The following is a 16,849-nucleotide window of genomic DNA, read 5'->3' on the forward strand; positions in this document are numbered from 1 at the left end:
CTCCTTTAAATATGTATCCATTATTACTATTATTAATCAATAAAAACAAACAAAGTTTCATTGTACGTTGATATAACAACGTTTCTTTGCTGAAATTTTACAAAAAGAAACCTCGTTAATTAAAAATTAACGAGGTTTTATAATGTTATTTAACTTCATTTACAGGGGTTAGTGGATTCTTACCATCCAACACTGCAAAGATATTATCGATTGCTTGATTTGAAATAACGTGTTGAGATTCAACAGAATCACCAGAACTATGTGGCGTCATAAAGACGTTATCTAATTTCCGAAGTTCACTATCCATTGGAAGTGGCTCCTTATCAAAGACATCGAGACCAGCACCGGCAATCTTATGATCCTTCAAAGCTTTGATCATCGCTGGTTCATCGACAACTGGACCTCGAGCAACGTTAATTAGATAAGCACTATCCTTCATCATTTCAAATTCTTTTTCACCAACGGCACCAATCGTACCATTAGTTGCTGGTAAATGAAGACTGATGTAATCAGATTCCTTAAACAAGGTATCCCAATCGACCATCTTACCATACTTAGTTTCACGAGGAGTCCGATTATAAATTAAGATGTTCCCGTCAAAACCGGAAAGCATTTGTTCAACCTTCTTACCGATATGACCGTAACCAACAATTCCAAAAGTCTTTCCACTAATTTCATGCGAAGGATTATGATTAGGATAATCATTATCACCTTCACGCATCTTCTTACTAGTAGTGTAAAGATGTTTGGATAGAATCAAGATGTCAGCAACCGTACTTTCAGCAACTGAGTTTTCATTTCCACCAGGAGTGTTGGTTACCCAAACTCCTTTTTTAGCAGCAAAATCTGCATCAATGTTGTTATAACCAACCCCAAAACGGGCAATAATTTTTAAATTAGGCATCTTATCATAAAGGTCATTTGGAAATTGGTCTACCATCATTACGATTCCATAAGCATCAGGACAAACCTTCAAAATGTTTTCAGCACTTTGGTCTCCCATTACAACTGGTTCGTAACCCTTTGCAATAATTTTATCTTTAATATAATTAATCGCTTTCGGATGGACGATTATTTTTTTCATGTTTTTCAGCTCGCTTTCTATTTCGTTTTGTTCTATATTGACGTTCCTTCTTTAACTTCTTTCGTTCAATTCGTGCCTCTCGTTTAATTCTTTCTCGATCAGAATTAAGCTCTTTTTTCTGTTTTCGCATAACACGCTTAGCTTCTTTTAAATCTGCAGATTGAACCCGTAATGTCTTTGCTGATTCATCACTACGCATCATTTTAACTAATGTATACATAATCAATGGCACTACGAACATTAAAGGAAATCCGGCTAATGTACAAAAAGTTTGAACGGTACTATAACCACCAACTAGAACTAAACTATATGAAAAAATCATAAAAATAACGACCCACGTCATTCTAGTAAATCGGCTTGGTTGTTCTTTTCTAGCAAGTGGTAAGCTTGTAAAAGATGATAACACAAAAGTCGATGAAGAGACAGTGGTTGCTAAAAAGACAAAACAAGAAACACAATAGATAAAGAACATTACATATTTAAATGGTAATGTCGAAATAACAGATGAAATGACAGCTGGTTGCCCTAATCCGGGCGTACTTAGAATATGAACTAAGTTCAAACGACCGGTTTTTTGCAACCAAAGTGAATAGCCACCAAAGATGGCACAAAAAGCAACACAGCCACCACAACCGTAAAGTAACATTCCACCAACAACTTGACGAATCGTTCTTCCACGTGAAATCCGTGCAATGAACAATCCCATGAATGGCATGTATGATAGCCACCATCCCCAATAAAAAATAATGTTTTGTTGGGTTAAGTCCGGTTTTCCATTTGGGACCGTATCGGTAGCCAGGGGAATAAATTTTTGAATTAACAAACCAACACTGTTGGTTTCGGAATTTAAGATATAAACAGTGGGCCCAACTAATAAAACGATCAATAGTAAAATAACGGCCGTCCAAATATGAGCACTACTTAGTTTATCAATTCCACCATTTAATCCCTTGAAAACAGTTAAAGCAAAGATAACGAACAAGATTGCAAATAACGCCGTTCTAAGCATCATATTATCAGGAATTCCCGTCAAACGACTTAAAACATTTGAGGTAATTGGAATTTCCAAACTAACGGAAGCTCCAACTCCTCCCATAATTCCAAAAACAACTAAGATGTTAACAATGTTCGATCCTATTTTTTGCCAAAGTTTATCACCATTGAATGCAACGATCGCATCACTCAATGATTGTATTTTTCCTTTTTTTACATACAAAATATAGGCAATTGCAATCGTGGGAGCTGCAAACATAATCCATGCCATTGGTCCCCAATTAAATTGATCCAACATATGGGCCATATTGTAAGCCTGGTTACTATATGGTTTCACCCCAAATGGCGGTTGTTGAATATAAGAAATAGGATCAGTTAAACTTAACATTAAAATACTGGCATCAATCGCAGTTGCAAAGACCATGCTTCCCCATGCAAAATTACTGTAAGCTGGTTTTTCATCTCGATCTCCCAGTTTAATTCGCCCAAAACGACTAAATAAAATATACATAAAGAAAACAAAGTTAATGACATAAATCCATAAATATGCCCATCCCATGCTCCCGCTGACGGTCTTTAATATGTAAGCTAGAAATCCCCGTAACGATGAACCACCAATCATTAATAGGATAGAAACAACAAAAAACAATACAACGGTAGGAATGAAAACTACCTTATCAATTCGATTACGTTTAAAAATGGTAAATCCTCCTCAGAAGATTTGAAATCGGATCAAAAGATCCTACAGAACACTCAAAAGTGTTTATGCGGCTATCCTAAGCCATTTCATCATGATCTGTTATTTTTTATCATGAGTCTTAGCACCTAAATGGCACTCATTTTTATTATACTAAATTTTTCTTAAATTCCAACAAACTATTCTTCGGGGAGTTCTTTTAAAACTTTTGCTGGATTTCCAACTAACACTACATTATCACCAAATGATTTTGTGACAACGGACCCCGCACCTACAACAACATTATTCCCTAAGGTTACTCCTGGTAAAATTGTAACGTGACCACCAAACCAACAGTCATTTCCAACCTTAATTGGAGCCCCATATTCAACATCTTGAGCCCGTTGTTTAGCTGATAATGGATGAATTGGTGTATACAATCCAACATCCGGACCAAAATAACAGTGGTTCCCAATCGTAATTGGACAAGTATCCAATAACGTTAAATTATAGTTCGCATAAAAATCATCACCAACATGGATATTATAACCATAATCAAAGTTAATCCCGTTCTCCACAAATAATCGTTTGCCTGCATCACCAAACCATTTAGCTAACTCTTGGTTAAAAACTTTATTATCAGTAATTTGATGAAGTTCTCCTAATCCATCTCTGACTAAACGACGTCTTTCTTGTAATTCTGGATCAAATTGTTGATAATTTTCTCCAGCCGTCATTTTTTCACGTTCAGTTGCCATTTTAATCATTCTCCTTTTCATTCATATTTAGTTTAACATCGTAATGCAATTTCTTTAATCCATTTGCAATTGATCTAACTGAGCTTCTAAATTCTGGAGCAACATCCAAGATTGATTTCTTTTTTAAGCTATCTGATGATTCCTGTTGAGTAGTTTTCTTCAAAGGTGGTTCTTTTTTAATTTCACTGTTTGAAGTTACCCTAGAAGTCGTTTTTTTTTGCCCAGATTTCATTTGATCCATTTCTTTGTTCAATAGTTCATCAACAAAGACATTTCCTTTATTATCAGCATGACCTTTCGTCCATTTCCAATGAATGTTAGTAAATTGAGGCAGTAGGTGAATTATGTCTTGCCACAGTTCAACGTTTTTAACATCCCCACCACTACTAGTTTTCCAACCACGTTTTTGCCAACCAAAAAGCCATTTTTTACTAATTGAATCTAAAACATAATGAGAATCACTTATCACAGTAATTTTTTCACGATTCAATTGATCGTCCAGTAATGATTGAAGAGCTGATAATAACGCCATAATTTCCATTCGATTATTGGTTGCTCCCCATTCACTTCCTGAATTACTTGTTTCTTGACCATTCCTGATAATCAAATAAGCCCAAGCAGCTTTATCATTCTTATGGACATGTTGGTTTTTCTTATTCCCCGTATTCCGAGATCCACCATCGGTATAAACAATAATTCCATTCATTTCATTGAAAAAATCTAACTGTTGAACCGTATTAGTTGAAGATTCTCCGTTTAAATAGGCTTCTGCGTCTTTTTTTATTGAAAAGCTTTTGAATTTAGCACCTTGAAAAGACTGAACCTGTTCTTTCGCCTCATCCCAAGTGTTGAAAATTCCCGTTTTTCGACCCTTTTTAACTGCGTAATATTTAGTGATTGTTAAAACACTCCTTAAAATATAGTAACATTGCTTTTATTAATTCCCTTAATATGCGAAAATAAAAATAAAAAGGGGAAGACTAACATGGCAAAACTAAACGTAAAATTAATCACTGTCAAACAAGCATGGGCAATGTTAAAAGATAAAAAAGCACAACGTAATGAACGGTTCCCCAATCTTGAAATGCAAGGTAAATATATCTTAGCTGATCACAAATTAACCCGTAAAAGAGAAGCTTTTAAAATCAGACGGCATACCTTTCTAAAACGTCAAGTTAAATCATACGTTGCATTTGATTCTGACAATGGTCAAACGTTATGGTTACATAATTTTGCCAGCCTTTCTGAAGCTTTGTTCTGGTTAGATACCGGTTTAAAAATCAATGATTCCGATAGTCATTCATCATATCATCAATGGAAGGTCCAACATGAAACGGAAATCAATATGATGAAGGATCAATTACGACAAATTTCTCACCATAAACATGTCCGAGCAGGGAACCATCAATTAAATAAATAAAAAAGTCCAGCACTTAGCTGGACTTTTTATTTATTTAGCAGGACTTTGCTTTAAGAATTTTTGTAACTTAGAAACTTCATCACGTTTTTGTTTACGTTTATTCTTGTTAATTGGACGACGGCCTTGAACACCGTTTGGATGTGCGATACGCATAATGTATTACTCCTTTATAAATAGAATTATTAATTATCTGTTTAATTATAATACAAATAACTGTTAGAAATCAAATTCACCATTTCATAGGGCTCCAACTTCGGCCATCAAGCTCATCTTCAGCCTGTTCAATTCGTTTTTGTTGTTCTTTAACAATTTGACGAGCCTGGACTAAAGTTGCTTTTTCAATGAAGCCGATTTTTTGAGTACTTAAACGACTTAATTCGTTGATAGCCCATTCATTATTATCAACCATTTTAATCCTCCTGTCGTTTTATTAATTTTAATTGCGCTTTTAAATCAGATAAGTGCGTTTGATTCTGCTTAATTTGATCAGCAACTAATCTTAGGATCATTTGATCATTATCGTTGGGGAATTTTATTTCTTTCAATTCTTGTAAAATAAAATCTTGGGCATTTTTAAACCCAATGGCATTCCCCGTCAATAAATATTGACGATAGCTTACCGTTAACCGTTGTTTTTCAATAGGCGTTTGATAAGCAAATTGATCAACTATGAACGGAGTTAAATATATCATTTGAGCTCGCTTAGCAAGGGCTTGAAATGGAAGTAATAGCGAACTTAAAGGGTAAGTTTCTCTTTGGCCAGGTGCATATTGTTTTTCTGGCACCCCAATCGAAGTAACAATTCCAAACTGTTTTTCCATTAAACAACCATCCTCTTCAGGATATGTAAATGCTCTAGTTAAAACTTTGTCTTCCCATTCTTTTAGAATTGCTGGCGCACTATACCAATATAATGGAAATTGAAAAATAATTCGATCATGCACCATTAATAATTGTTGTTCTTTTTTTTCATCAAATTCCATATTTTGATTCAAAACGTGCCAAGTGACATCAGCTAAATTTACTTGACTATCATGTAAAAATTTTTGTGTTCCAGAATCTTCTATTTCTGGATGAGCAACTATAATTAGTGTTTTCAATGTTAACCCTCTTTCAAATAAAAAAGCCAAACGACTTTTCATTTGGCTTTAATTATTAGCGTATTTAATTTTATTTTCATTTCTTTCGCAACGTTTGAAGAAACTCTTAAAGATATCCATTGATTTTTCATCTTTAGATGCAAGTTGTTCTGGATGCCATTGCACTGCTTGAATCGAACCATCAGCAGTTTCAATTCCCTCAATCAATCCATCTGTAGCTTTAGCACTGACTTTCAAACCAGTCCCCACTCGTTTGATTGCTTGGTGGTGATATGAATTAACACCCACATGATTAGAATTAACTGCTTGATACAACTTACTATTTGGTGCAATTTCAACTTCATGAGTAGCTTTTTCAGACTTACCAACTTGAAAATGAGCAATTGCATCATCGGAATATTTTTCATACTGAGTAGCCAAATTTTGATAAAGGCTTCCCCCAAATACAACATTAATGATTTGCAAGCCACGACAGATTCCAAGGATTGGTTTTTTACTTCTAAAAGCAGCTCGAATCAATTTAGTTTCAAATTGATCGCGCAATGGCGACTTACCAGGCATACAGCTAATTTTCTCATATTGAAGTGGTTTTTCACCATACAAACGTGTATCAACATCTCCGCCACCGGTAATAATAACTCCATCAACCATGTCAAGCATACTTTGAATTAAATCCTCAGAGTTAGTTTCTGGTAAAATTACCGGTGTAATCCCATTTAACATACAAATGTTCAATACGGATTCTGGTAATTCAAATTCATCCATCTTAAAACTAGCAACATTCTTATTACTTTTCTGAGTGGTTATTCCAATTCTCATATACTTGATCTCCTTTATCGTTTTCACTTGTTTAATTCATCATTAAACTCCTTCAAAATATTTATTAGTTGATACTATTTTAATAGATTTTCTAATAAAAGCAAGTATCGTTTCTTCATACATCTAGCCTTAAAATGATTGGAGCGCTACTATCCATAAAGAATATCAATGCTTTTATTTCTTGAATTAACATTACTAATGCTAACAGTTAATTTTCCGATTAGAAAAAATTTATATTCTCTTTTTAGATCTAAAATTTTAAAAAAGCTTTTACATCAATGTTACAACTTATTAAACTTCCTATTTTTAATTAAATGTCGTTATTTTCAGTTCTTCAGCGTACTTTTTACTTTGACATCTATCTTCTTTCATGCTAATATGTATCTAACGTGTTACAAAGGTTTCGAGTTATTAAGGTCAATTGTTTTATAATATAATGAACGATTTATTACTCCTTATTAGATTCAAGCTTTATAGGAACATGTAAAAATATATTTTTATATAGGAGGTTTCATTATTATGGAACAAGGTACTGTTAAATGGTTCAACGCAGATAAGGGTTACGGATTTATTACTACTGACAACGGTGACGTTTTCGTTCACTACTCAGCTATCAACAAAGACGGCTTCAAGACTTTAGACGAAGGTCAAAAAGTTACTTTAGATGTTGAACAAGGTGACCGTGGCCCACAAGCTGCTAACGTTACTCCAGTTGAAGACTAATTATTAGTTTAAACTAAAATAAAAAAACTCTTTAGCAAATGCTAAAGAGTTTTTTTATGTCTAAATTTAATTATTTAAAACGCATATATTTAGAAATGAATAAAACGACTGAATCAACGTCTTCTTTCATTCCCTCTCGACTCCATTCGATCAATAAATCAGAAATCCCTCCAGCAAACATTGCTGCTAATAAATTTGTAGAATGATGACGAACCGGAACTACCCCTTCTTCAATCAACTGTTGAACAAAATATCTTAAACGTTCCCGCATTAAATCGGTTAAATTGTTTTTAACGATAGCATCCAATGAATCTTTATCGTCTCTTATCAACTGAAAAAAAATGTTTAAAATATCATACATCTGATGTGTAGGATTTGTTAAGAGTTGTTGCAAAAAAGAAGTGTACATAATATCAAAATGATAACGAACTAAATCTTCTTTTGTATGAAAATTACGATAAAAAGTCATTCGCGATGTATTTGTCTTTTTACAAATCTCTTTAACTGTTATTTTATCGTAGCTCTTTGTTTGCATTAATTTAAAAAAGCATATAACAATATTACTTTTCGTCGCTACTTTATCTCGCATCTTCACTTCTCCGTTCTATTAACAAAATCGTTTAATATCATTATAATACAAAAAACACAAAAAACCTTAAGCAAAAATGAGTCAAATCACTATACAAAAATAACAAAAATGATATAATATTCAATGAGTTTTATATAAACATTTAGGAGGAATTCATTATGGCAAGTTTTGAAGAAGACACTGCACTTGATAGAAAGATGAGTGAATTATTTGATTGGAGCGACAGTAATACACCTGTTCGTGACGCCCTTTGGGATCACTTTATGGAAAATAACAACCATAGTACAGATGAAACTGAAAAGCAAATGGCTCCATTCGAAGACATGTCCGATGATGAAATTAAGTCTAAGGCTGAAGAATTATTAAAGAAATAATTTGAGCTCCGTTTATTATTAAGAAACTCAAACAAAAGACACTTAATTTTTTAATTAAGTGCCTTTTTTAGTTTTGCTACGATTTCTTCATCTAAATACGCACTCGTGAACCTTTGCATTGGGGTATATTGATGACGTTTATTAAATCTAACTGGTTCAGTTGCAATTACCGCAACCATTAAATCGTTCTCCGTCAAAAAAATTTGTCCATCTTTTTTAAACTTTCCTCTTGAATGTTTACCAGTTCGCCAATCATGAAATTTAACTGTTCCTGTTGGATCCTTCTTGACTACATATTGCCCTGAAGCATCAGCCTCGACAGGCACTCCAATATATCTAGTTACTTTATATTGCCCTTTCACCTTTATCAACCCCATTTTTTTATTTTATCATTATTATATGAAGGGAATGATTAATCATTCAAAAAAATAATTCAATGTCGACAAGAATTATTGCATTAATTGTTGGCCTACTAATCAATGCCCTTGGAAATGGTTTTACAATTACTTCTAAATGTGGATCTGGAATTTGGACTGCTGCTGCCGTAAATTTAAACCACATCTTCCATTGGCAACTAGGCTTTATCATTTTTGGATTTGGCTTATTTAACATCATTGCTAATCAATTATTAATTAAACACCTTGATTGGTTCCGTTTAATTGGTGAATTAATATATGTCCTTTTTTTTAGCTACTTAATTAATTTTTTTACTAATCTTCTTACAACATTAGGATTAGGTCAATTATCGCTTCCTTGGCGAATATTTATGGCATTATTAGGGGTAACGATGTTTTGTACTGCAATTTCATTATACCAAAGAGCAAACATTTTTATGCATCCCAATGATGATATGAGTAATCTTTTAAGATTCAAGTGGGTTCACGGAAGTGCGATCTTATCACAATTTATCGATATGATAATTCCAATTGTCATTATAATTGTTTGTTTTATAGCCACTAACCAAATTGAATCTGTTGGAATTGGAACTATTTATTCTGTTCTTTGTAATGGAATTCTTATTAAATTTGCTGATGACCACGTTTGTCCCCGATTAATTCATAACTTTAGTGCCAGAGATTAAAAATGTTGATTAGCAATTAACTAATCAACATTTTTTCTTTTTCTTATAAAAATAATCAAAAGCACAACCCAACTAACATTTGCAATCAACATTAACAATTTGAACCACCAACTAGGTACATATCTAACAACTAACTCATTCTTACCAGGTTTAGCGTTCACGTTTACGACGCCAATTTGCGAGGTCTTAGGATGATTAATAGTACTGCCATTTAACATTACATGTGTATGCGCATATTTAATAATTGGAATAGCTGTTCTTTTATAACTGATTGAATTATTATTCCAACTAATGTGAAGCCCATCGTTATTGACCCATTTTTTCACATTATTTTGAGATGGTCGTAAATTAAATTGATTTCTAACAATTTGGCTTCCATATGCATGATAGGGATGAAATGGAAAGTATTGATCTGGTTTCAAATAATGTTTAACTGGAAGATAATCAGGAGTACTTTTAGTAATATCTTTGAGTGCTAACGATAAATTAGCGGAATTTAAATCATGACGAAGTTGAGTTCCACTTGTAATGTGAAAATCAACATTATAATCGTTTTGAACGGCTTCGTTAGACTTCCAACCATTTTGAATCCCATCATTTATGGTTAAATAAGTTGTCGTTAAAGATCCCAGAATAAATATCCCAGCAATCCACGGTTTTAACCGCTCAAAATCAGGAAATGGGGTTCGATCTCTCATGATCATACCAACACTCAATGCTAATAAAATAAAAGCTACTACATCCAAACGTTTAGGCATTTGAAGATAATAATTTAGCCCCGGAAAAATTTGTCCAATCACTTTCCAAGGAATTAAATTTGATGAAATAATCAAAAAGCCCAATCCGGTAAGTGAAACAATTCTAAAATCACGTTTTAAATTCTTCCAGAAAAAAACAACGTATAATAAAATCAAAGCAAACATGATGCTGTCTAATACATTTAATGTATCCGGACTTGCATTTCCAAATAATCTTAATGCATCTTCACTTAATGGAGTAGCAGGCGCAACAGATAAGAGGTGATTAGAAGTCATTACTTCTAACATTCCTCCCCATACGTTGGCTGATAATACCACGAACCACAAAAATGCTTTTCCAGTATTAATCAGCATTGAACGACGTTTATCGGCAAATTTGTGAAACCCACTAATCCAAAACGGTAATATTGCCAAACTTCCGATCAAGGCACTTAACATATGCACCTGGAAAATAATTACAATTCCAAATGCCAAACTAATATAATCAACTTTTCCATTGATAAGACCACTACAACTCATAAATACCAATGGTAAAATTGCAGCACCCCATCCAGTAAATTGTTGACCAACTAACCAAACTAAGATTGGCGTGGAAAACATGTAAATCAATCCAACAATCAAACTTCCCCGTTGACTAACAGAAAATTTTCGAGAAAGATGATACATCGTACTACCACTAATTAATAAAATTAAAAAAGAATTTAAAATCTGAAAATTAATCCAATTGTGGGTAAGTAGTAATAATAACCCATTTAAATAAGCAAAGTTTGCCCCATAGAGTGGGTTTACAATCCTTCCAGATGAACTAAAACCAAAAAATGACTGAAAGTAATTAAAATGCCCAGTTTTTATCTGCATTGCTGTATCATAAAAACGATTCATGTGAAAAATGGAGTCTACCCCAATAATATCAGCATGGTTGAGGATTTGGGGCATTACGATTATTAATGAAATAATCGCAATCAGTAGATAGGGCCTCCATAATTGGTGCTTTTTCATATTTCTTTTACTCCATTAAAAAATACCTTAACAAAAATTACGACGATTAAACTAAGCCAGGTAAACATTGTGATTAACATCAACAGCTTAAAGTATCGGCTAGGATGATAAATCAACTCTAACCGATTAATCCCCGGTTTAGAACGGACTTGCACTTTACCGACTTTGGTCAATCGATACTTTTTTGCACGTTTTCCATTAACTAAAATTTCCGTATGATAATATTTAACAACTGGAATAGAATCTAATGCAGTTTTCTTTTGATGATTATTCCACTTGACCATTAAATGACCCTTATCATTTACCCATTTAGTCACCTTTCGTTTCTGAGCAATCAATTGATCATTGGTTAAGTGATATGGATGTAAATCATTGTAATTATCAGCCGTTACGGGTTGCTTAGTTGGTAAATAATCCGGAGTTGCCTTTGTAATCATATTCAAACCTAATTCTAAATTTTTACTGTGATAAGAATCCCGAATTTGGTTAGCATCGTCACTATGATAATGTAACAACCAAATCGGTTGACTAATTACATGATTAGAATAGTAATTTGCAATCCGATGTTCCAACTGACCATTTACATTTCGCCAACCAACAAACAACATGATTAGCAAAATCAACACTTTTACAGTTGTATCTAGCTGTGAATTTTCAAGTTTAAAACTCGTGTGACTCAAAATCATTCCTAAGGACAAAAGCAATAAAATAACCGCAACAACAATAAATCTTTTTGGCATTTGAATCGTATATGTAATACTTGGAAAACGATTTGCTAATTGGTTCCATGGAAATAATTTAGAAGAGATAAATAGTAATAATAGTCCTGAAATTGTAAATGCTTTAATTTGATAACTGGTCTTCTTCCAATACAAAAGTAGATAAACCAACACGATCAGAAAAACAAACAAGTAAACAAAACTAATTCGATCAATCATTCGATTTGAAGTTATTCCCACCGCATTCAACCTCATATTCGTTTGGGGAAATACAGGGATCAAATTATTATGATAAAATGCTTCTAACATTCCACCCCATACGTTGCCGGTCAACAATAATGTTAATCCAGCAGCGATAATTAAATGAAAAATCATTTTTATTTTTTGATTGGAACGAATCCACGCAAATAAAAAGAGCGGAATCAAAGCAGTAACCCCAATTACACTACTCATTAAATGAGTTTGTAAGATTGCTGTCATTGCAAGCGCTAATGGAATAATCCTAATATTAAAATGATTTACCATGTGGCTTCCTGACATAATTACAAACGGTAAAACTGCTGCTCCCCAACCAGTGAATTGTTCATCCAATACCCATACCATAATTGGCGTTGAAAGCATATAAAGCCCCGCCACAGGTAATGCAATCCCAACTTTAACTTTATTGATTCGGCAAAGATGATACATTCCACCTCCACCAATGATCAATACGATTAAAGCATCCAAAATTTCAAAGCGGAACCAGGTTCCCGATAGTAGTAAAATAAAACCATTGAAATAAGCAATTGCTGGTCCATACAATGCATTTACAATTCGCCCGGTTTGGTTAAAACCAAATACTGAAGCGAAATAGCTATAGTGACCAGTTTTAATTTGCATTGCTGTATCGTAAAAGCGATTCATATGAAAAAGTGAGTCAACACCTGGAATAAAAGCGCCACTCATCATTTGAGGTAATAAAATAAAGATTGCCATTGCTAAAATTACGATATATGGCAATGATAATAAGCCGAAGTTCTTTAACTGTTTTGGCATTTACAAACACCCTTTTTACACAAAAATAGTACCATATTGAAATGGTACTACTTTTTCAATTTTTTAGATAGTAATCTAATCATTTTTTAATTTATTTTAGAATCAATTCCATAATCAATTTTGCGGTGGAAATATTGAAGAAGATAAATCGCAATAATAACCAAAACCGCTCCAATAACTTCAATCAAGTTCACCTTTAAACTAAAGAAGACAATACTTAAAATGAAAGTTACAACTGGTTGCGTCGCATCAACTAAACTAACTACCTCAGAACTAGCAAACTTAGATGCATGCAAAAGTAAGCTAAATGGTAAAATTGTTCCTAACAAAATAATGGCAGCCAAACCTAATACAATTCCAGTATTCAGTTTAGGAGCAGCAACCCAAATCGGATGATTGATATTAAAGAAGATTCCAGCAATTAAAGAACCCCAACCTAACACGATCATTGGTGGGTTCTTGCTAGCAATTTTTCGTGGTAATACAACGTATAAAGCAGCTGTAATTCCTGAACCAATCCCCCATAATAATGAATCTAATGGGATGGATAACTTAGAAAAGTCTCCCTTTGTAATTGCTAGGAAAACACCAACTAATGCAATTCCAAACACTAATAAGTCACTAGGGTGTGGGCGTTTGTGTTGGAAAATAATTCCACCAATTACAATAAATATTGGTGATAGATATTGTAAAATCGTTGAAGCAGAAGCATTCCCGTTTTGAACACTCATATAGAATGTTAATAGGTTCGCACCTAATCCAAAAATTCCATAAGCTACTAGCCAAATAATTGAATTTCTAGATTTAAACACGTCAAAGATCTGTTTCTTATACATACAAGCCGAAATGACCAATAATACAATTCCGGCAATAATCGTTCTAGTTGATAAGAACCATGCAGCAGGTAAATCTTCATCTTGCGAAACGAACTGAAGTACCGCTCCAGAAACTCCCCATAACGCTGAAGCTAAGATTGCCCATAAAATACCCTTTGTTGCATCAACACTAGTTGATCCTTCTTGATTCATAATTACACTCCTAAATTGAAATATTACTTAAAAACATACAGTTATAATTTTACCACATGTTAACTTTACTCACATTAAGAAATAAAAAATAAGTATCCTTTCGGATACTTATTTTTTAAATTATTCTAAGAATGTTTTGTTTTTCTTTCGGTGACTTCTTTGTAAGAGGTAAATTGAGAAAATAACTAGGACTGCTCCAAATGCTTCAACCCAATCTAATGCAAGACCTAAGAAAATAACACTAATAACAAAGGTCATAACTGGTTCAACGGCATCAACAATACTTAACACTTCTGAACTAGCAAATCTTAAACTATAAATCATTGATGAAAATGCACCAATGGTCCCAATCAAGATAACTCCACCAATCCCTAAAACAATTGTTGAGTTGATTTCTGGGGCCCCGCTCCAGAATGGTTGATAACTATTGAAAAGAATTCCAGCAATTAATGTTCCCCAACCTAAAACAACAAATGGTGAATGTTTTTCACTCAATGCCTTAGGAACAGAGTAGTAAACCCCTGCCGAAACAGCAGATAAAAGTCCCCAGATAATAGAGGCAAGCGGAATCGATAACTCGTTCAAATCACCCTTAGTAACGGATAAGAAAATTCCAACTAAGGCAATCAAGAAGACGATAATATCATCCTTCATTGGTTTTCTGTGTAAAAATAAAATTCCAAATAAAACAATGAACAATGGTGCTAGGTATTGCAAAATGGTAGCTGCAGCAGCGTTACCAGTTTGAATACTCATGTAAAATGTTGACATGTTCATTGCTAACCCAAAGATACTATATATCAAAAGTAACATGACTTGTCGTTTTGATTTAAAAATATCAAAAATATGAGAACGAACTTGAATCGCTCCAATAATCAAAAGTAAAACTCCGGCAAACAATGTCCGAACTGATAAGAACCAGATGGCAGGAACATTTTCGTTCTTGGCAACTAATTGCATTAATGCTCCAGAAACCGCCCATAATGTCGAAGCGATTGCAGACCACATGATTCCCTTAAGGACTGTGGATTTACCTTGTGTTGATTTTTCCATAACTTACTTAACAACTCCATTTTATTTATTAATTCTATCTTAAAACAATTTTTTTAGCTTGTATAGTCTACTTATCCGCCAAACTGTGCTTCATTCCATAACTTAAGTATAGGCAGATTCCAATTAGGAACCAAATTCCAGCAGCGATCCAAGTTGTTTTTGGTAATTGGGTTGAAATAAACGCAATTAGAACTGCTGAGATAATTGGCAGTACCGGATAAAGAGGGACTTTGAACCCATCGTGAGCCAAATCAGTTCGTTTTCTAAGTGGTAATACCCCAAGTGAAACAAAGAAGAAAGCAATTAAAGTTCCAATATTAACTAAACTAGCTAATTCATCAAGCGAGATCAATCCACTCATAATACAAATAACAATTGTTACTAAGACTAAAGCATTTTTGGGAACGTTGTGTCGGTTAGTTTTCCAAAGAAAATGAGGTAGTAAACCATCCCGACCCATGGAATAAATTAATCTTGAACCACCATAAATCATGTTCAACATCATTGTGAACATTCCAATCAAAGCTCCAACTGCGATTATGCCCGAAATTGAATTCAAATTAGCAATGTTCAAAGCAAATGAAACTGGATCTGGGACGTTTAAATGGGTATACTTAACCATTCCCGTTAATACCAATGAAACAGCGATGTATAGGGCAGTACAAACAACTAACGTTCCAATAATTCCAATTGGCATCGAACGTTGTGGGTTCTTTGCTTCCCCAGCAGAAGATGACACACAATCAAATCCAAGGTATGCAAAGAAAACTAGTGACGCTCCGTGAAAGACTCCGCTTGCCCCAAATGGCATAAATGGTGACCAATTAGCTGGTTTAACGTAAAAGGCACCAACAACAACGAATAAAATAACAATGGCAACTTTTATTAAAACAATAATATTGTTCAAACGAACCGAAGTTGTATTTCCAGCCATCAATAAGAAAGCAATGACTAACACGATTATGACAGCAAATAAATTAAAGTAGGTCCCATGACTTGGATCATAAAATCCACTTAGCGAATGCGGAATGGTAATTCCAAATCCCTTTAAAAGAGCTTGGAAGTACGCAGACCATCCGGTCGCAACAGTGGCAACCGATAAAATATATTCAAGCAATAAACTCCAACCAAGAACCCAACCAATTCCTTCACCGAAGATTACACTTCCGTATGAATAAGCACTCCCTGAAACTGGTAAAGCAGAAGAGAACTCAGCATAGCACATCGCACTTAATAAACAAATGATCGTGGCAACGATAAATGATAAACTAATTGCCGGACCTGCAGTTTCAGCCGCAACCGTTCCTGGAAGAATAAAAATTCCTGCTCCAATTACCGTTCCAATTCCCATTAACACTAAATCTTTTGCATTTAATGTTCGCTCAAGTTGATTCTCTGGATTTGTATACCGAGCAATCGATTCTTTTCTCGTTATATTCCCAATTAAACTCATATTTAGACCTCCTTAACTTACAAAAAAAAGGGAAACCACATCTAATGCGGTTTCCCTACCACACTAGAAAATAACTTGAAGCTACCTTCTAGTGTTTGAAGTAATTATCATGAAAGCGATATTTCTCCCTAAACTAGTAAATAGCTGCTAGCATTATTAAAGAAGAAATTATTATTCAAACGCATTT

19 protein-coding genes and 1 pseudogene are annotated in these 16,849 nt (G+C 33.9%); 4 read left to right on the plus strand and 16 right to left on the minus strand.

The window, feature by feature from the left end; all coding sequences use genetic code 11:
• Positions 1–145: 145 nt before the first annotated feature.
• From AC3B6G_RS02500 to AC3B6G_RS02520, 5 genes and pseudogenes are all read right to left on the minus strand, one after another.
• The gene (locus AC3B6G_RS02500) at positions 146–1,084 is read right to left on the minus strand and encodes a phosphoglycerate dehydrogenase (protein WP_489848858.1); all 939 of its coding nucleotides are present in this window, start codon (positions 1,082–1,084) and stop codon (positions 146–148) included.
• Positions 1,050–2,741 carry a BCCT family transporter gene (locus AC3B6G_RS02505; protein WP_489849557.1) on the minus strand — a complete coding sequence of 564 codons (1,692 nt, stop codon included), beginning with the start codon at positions 2,739–2,741 and terminating at the stop codon, positions 1,050–1,052. Before AC3B6G_RS02505 ends, AC3B6G_RS02500 begins: the two co-directional genes overlap by 35 nt.
• Before the next feature lie 212 nt (positions 2,742–2,953).
• Complete coding sequence (locus tag AC3B6G_RS02510) at positions 2,954–3,511, minus strand: sugar O-acetyltransferase (protein WP_489848859.1); 558 nt, start codon at positions 3,509–3,511, stop codon at positions 2,954–2,956.
• Between the two features lies 1 nt (position 3,512).
• The gene (locus tag AC3B6G_RS02515) at positions 3,513–4,217 is read right to left on the minus strand and encodes a ribonuclease H family protein (RefSeq protein WP_489848860.1); all 705 of its coding nucleotides are present in this window, start codon (positions 4,215–4,217) and stop codon (positions 3,513–3,515) included.
• 63 nt (positions 4,218–4,280) lie between these two features.
• Positions 4,281–4,430, minus strand: a pseudogene (locus AC3B6G_RS02520) (ribonuclease H1 domain-containing protein); the annotation flags it as partial.
• 66 nt (positions 4,431–4,496) lie between these two features.
• Between AC3B6G_RS02520 and AC3B6G_RS02525 the strand changes: the two are divergent.
• Positions 4,497–4,931, plus strand: coding sequence for a hypothetical protein (locus AC3B6G_RS02525; RefSeq protein WP_489848861.1), 435 nt, complete (start codon positions 4,497–4,499; stop codon positions 4,929–4,931).
• Between the two features lie 30 nt (positions 4,932–4,961).
• On the opposite strand, the gene AC3B6G_RS02530 is transcribed toward AC3B6G_RS02525, so the two are convergent.
• The 4 genes from AC3B6G_RS02530 to AC3B6G_RS02545 all read right to left on the minus strand — a co-directional run bounded on the left by AC3B6G_RS02530 (position 4,962) and on the right by AC3B6G_RS02545 (position 6,850).
• Positions 4,962–5,084 (minus strand): hypothetical protein, encoded by a 123-nt coding sequence (locus tag AC3B6G_RS02530; protein ID WP_489848862.1) that lies wholly within the window; start codon positions 5,082–5,084, stop codon positions 4,962–4,964.
• A 76-nt stretch (positions 5,085–5,160) separates the two neighbouring features.
• On the minus strand, positions 5,161–5,340 hold the full coding sequence (locus tag AC3B6G_RS02535) for a hypothetical protein (protein ID WP_489848863.1): 180 nt from the start codon (positions 5,338–5,340) through the stop codon (positions 5,161–5,163).
• A gap of 1 nt (position 5,341) precedes the next feature.
• On the minus strand, positions 5,342–6,031 hold the full coding sequence (locus tag AC3B6G_RS02540) for an NAD(P)H-dependent oxidoreductase (RefSeq protein ID WP_489848864.1): 690 nt from the start codon (positions 6,029–6,031) through the stop codon (positions 5,342–5,344).
• Between the two features lie 48 nt (positions 6,032–6,079).
• Positions 6,080–6,850: a gamma-glutamyl-gamma-aminobutyrate hydrolase family protein gene (locus tag AC3B6G_RS02545; RefSeq protein WP_489848865.1), complete on the minus strand. Its 771-nt coding sequence runs from the start codon at positions 6,848–6,850 to the stop codon at positions 6,080–6,082.
• Between the two features lie 519 nt (positions 6,851–7,369).
• Between AC3B6G_RS02545 and AC3B6G_RS02550 the strand changes: the two genes are divergently transcribed.
• Complete coding sequence (locus AC3B6G_RS02550; RefSeq protein ID WP_489848866.1) at positions 7,370–7,573, plus strand: cold-shock protein; 204 nt, start codon at positions 7,370–7,372, stop codon at positions 7,571–7,573.
• Positions 7,574–7,643: 70 nt separating this feature from the next.
• Here AC3B6G_RS02550 and AC3B6G_RS02555 read toward each other — a convergent pair whose 3' ends face one another.
• Positions 7,644–8,162 carry a TetR/AcrR family transcriptional regulator gene (locus tag AC3B6G_RS02555; protein ID WP_489848867.1) on the minus strand — a complete coding sequence of 173 codons (519 nt, stop codon included), beginning with the start codon at positions 8,160–8,162 and terminating at the stop codon, positions 7,644–7,646.
• Positions 8,163–8,320: 158 nt separating this feature from the next.
• On the opposite strand from AC3B6G_RS02555, the gene AC3B6G_RS02560 reads away from it, so the two are divergent.
• Entirely contained in the window at positions 8,321–8,536 is a 216-nt protein-coding gene (locus tag AC3B6G_RS02560) for a P8 family protein (protein ID WP_489848868.1), read from the plus strand.
• Positions 8,537–8,586: 50 nt separating this feature from the next.
• Here AC3B6G_RS02560 and AC3B6G_RS02565 read toward each other — a convergent pair whose 3' ends face one another.
• On the minus strand, positions 8,587–8,898 hold the full coding sequence (locus AC3B6G_RS02565; protein ID WP_489848869.1) for a DUF7671 family protein: 312 nt from the start codon (positions 8,896–8,898) through the stop codon (positions 8,587–8,589).
• Between the two features lie 74 nt (positions 8,899–8,972).
• Here AC3B6G_RS02565 and AC3B6G_RS02570 point away from each other — a divergent pair, with 74 nt between their 5' ends.
• A complete protein-coding gene (locus AC3B6G_RS02570; RefSeq protein ID WP_489848870.1) occupies positions 8,973–9,617 on the plus strand; it encodes a DUF6198 family protein in 645 nt (214 codons plus the stop codon).
• 20 nt (positions 9,618–9,637) lie between these two features.
• On the opposite strand, the gene AC3B6G_RS02575 is transcribed toward AC3B6G_RS02570, so the two are convergent.
• The 5 genes from AC3B6G_RS02575 to AC3B6G_RS02595 form a co-directional block, all read right to left on the minus strand.
• Positions 9,638–11,374, minus strand: a complete 1,737-nt coding sequence (locus tag AC3B6G_RS02575) for a hypothetical protein (protein WP_489848871.1) — start codon at positions 11,372–11,374, stop codon at positions 9,638–9,640.
• Complete coding sequence (locus tag AC3B6G_RS02580; protein ID WP_489848872.1) at positions 11,371–13,128, minus strand: hypothetical protein; 1,758 nt, start codon at positions 13,126–13,128, stop codon at positions 11,371–11,373. The genes AC3B6G_RS02575 and AC3B6G_RS02580 overlap by 4 nt, the downstream gene beginning before the upstream one ends.
• Before the next feature lie 86 nt (positions 13,129–13,214).
• Positions 13,215–14,156: a DMT family transporter gene (locus AC3B6G_RS02585; protein ID WP_489848873.1), complete on the minus strand. Its 942-nt coding sequence runs from the start codon at positions 14,154–14,156 to the stop codon at positions 13,215–13,217.
• A 120-nt stretch (positions 14,157–14,276) separates the two neighbouring features.
• A complete protein-coding gene (locus tag AC3B6G_RS02590) occupies positions 14,277–15,209 on the minus strand; it encodes a DMT family transporter (RefSeq protein WP_489848874.1) in 933 nt (310 codons plus the stop codon).
• Positions 15,210–15,276: 67 nt separating this feature from the next.
• Positions 15,277–16,662 (minus strand): amino acid permease, encoded by a 1,386-nt coding sequence (locus AC3B6G_RS02595; protein WP_489848875.1) that lies wholly within the window; start codon positions 16,660–16,662, stop codon positions 15,277–15,279.
• Positions 16,663–16,849 lie beyond the last annotated feature (187 nt).

Source organism: Nicoliella sp. ESL1149 (genome assembly GCF_058107265.1).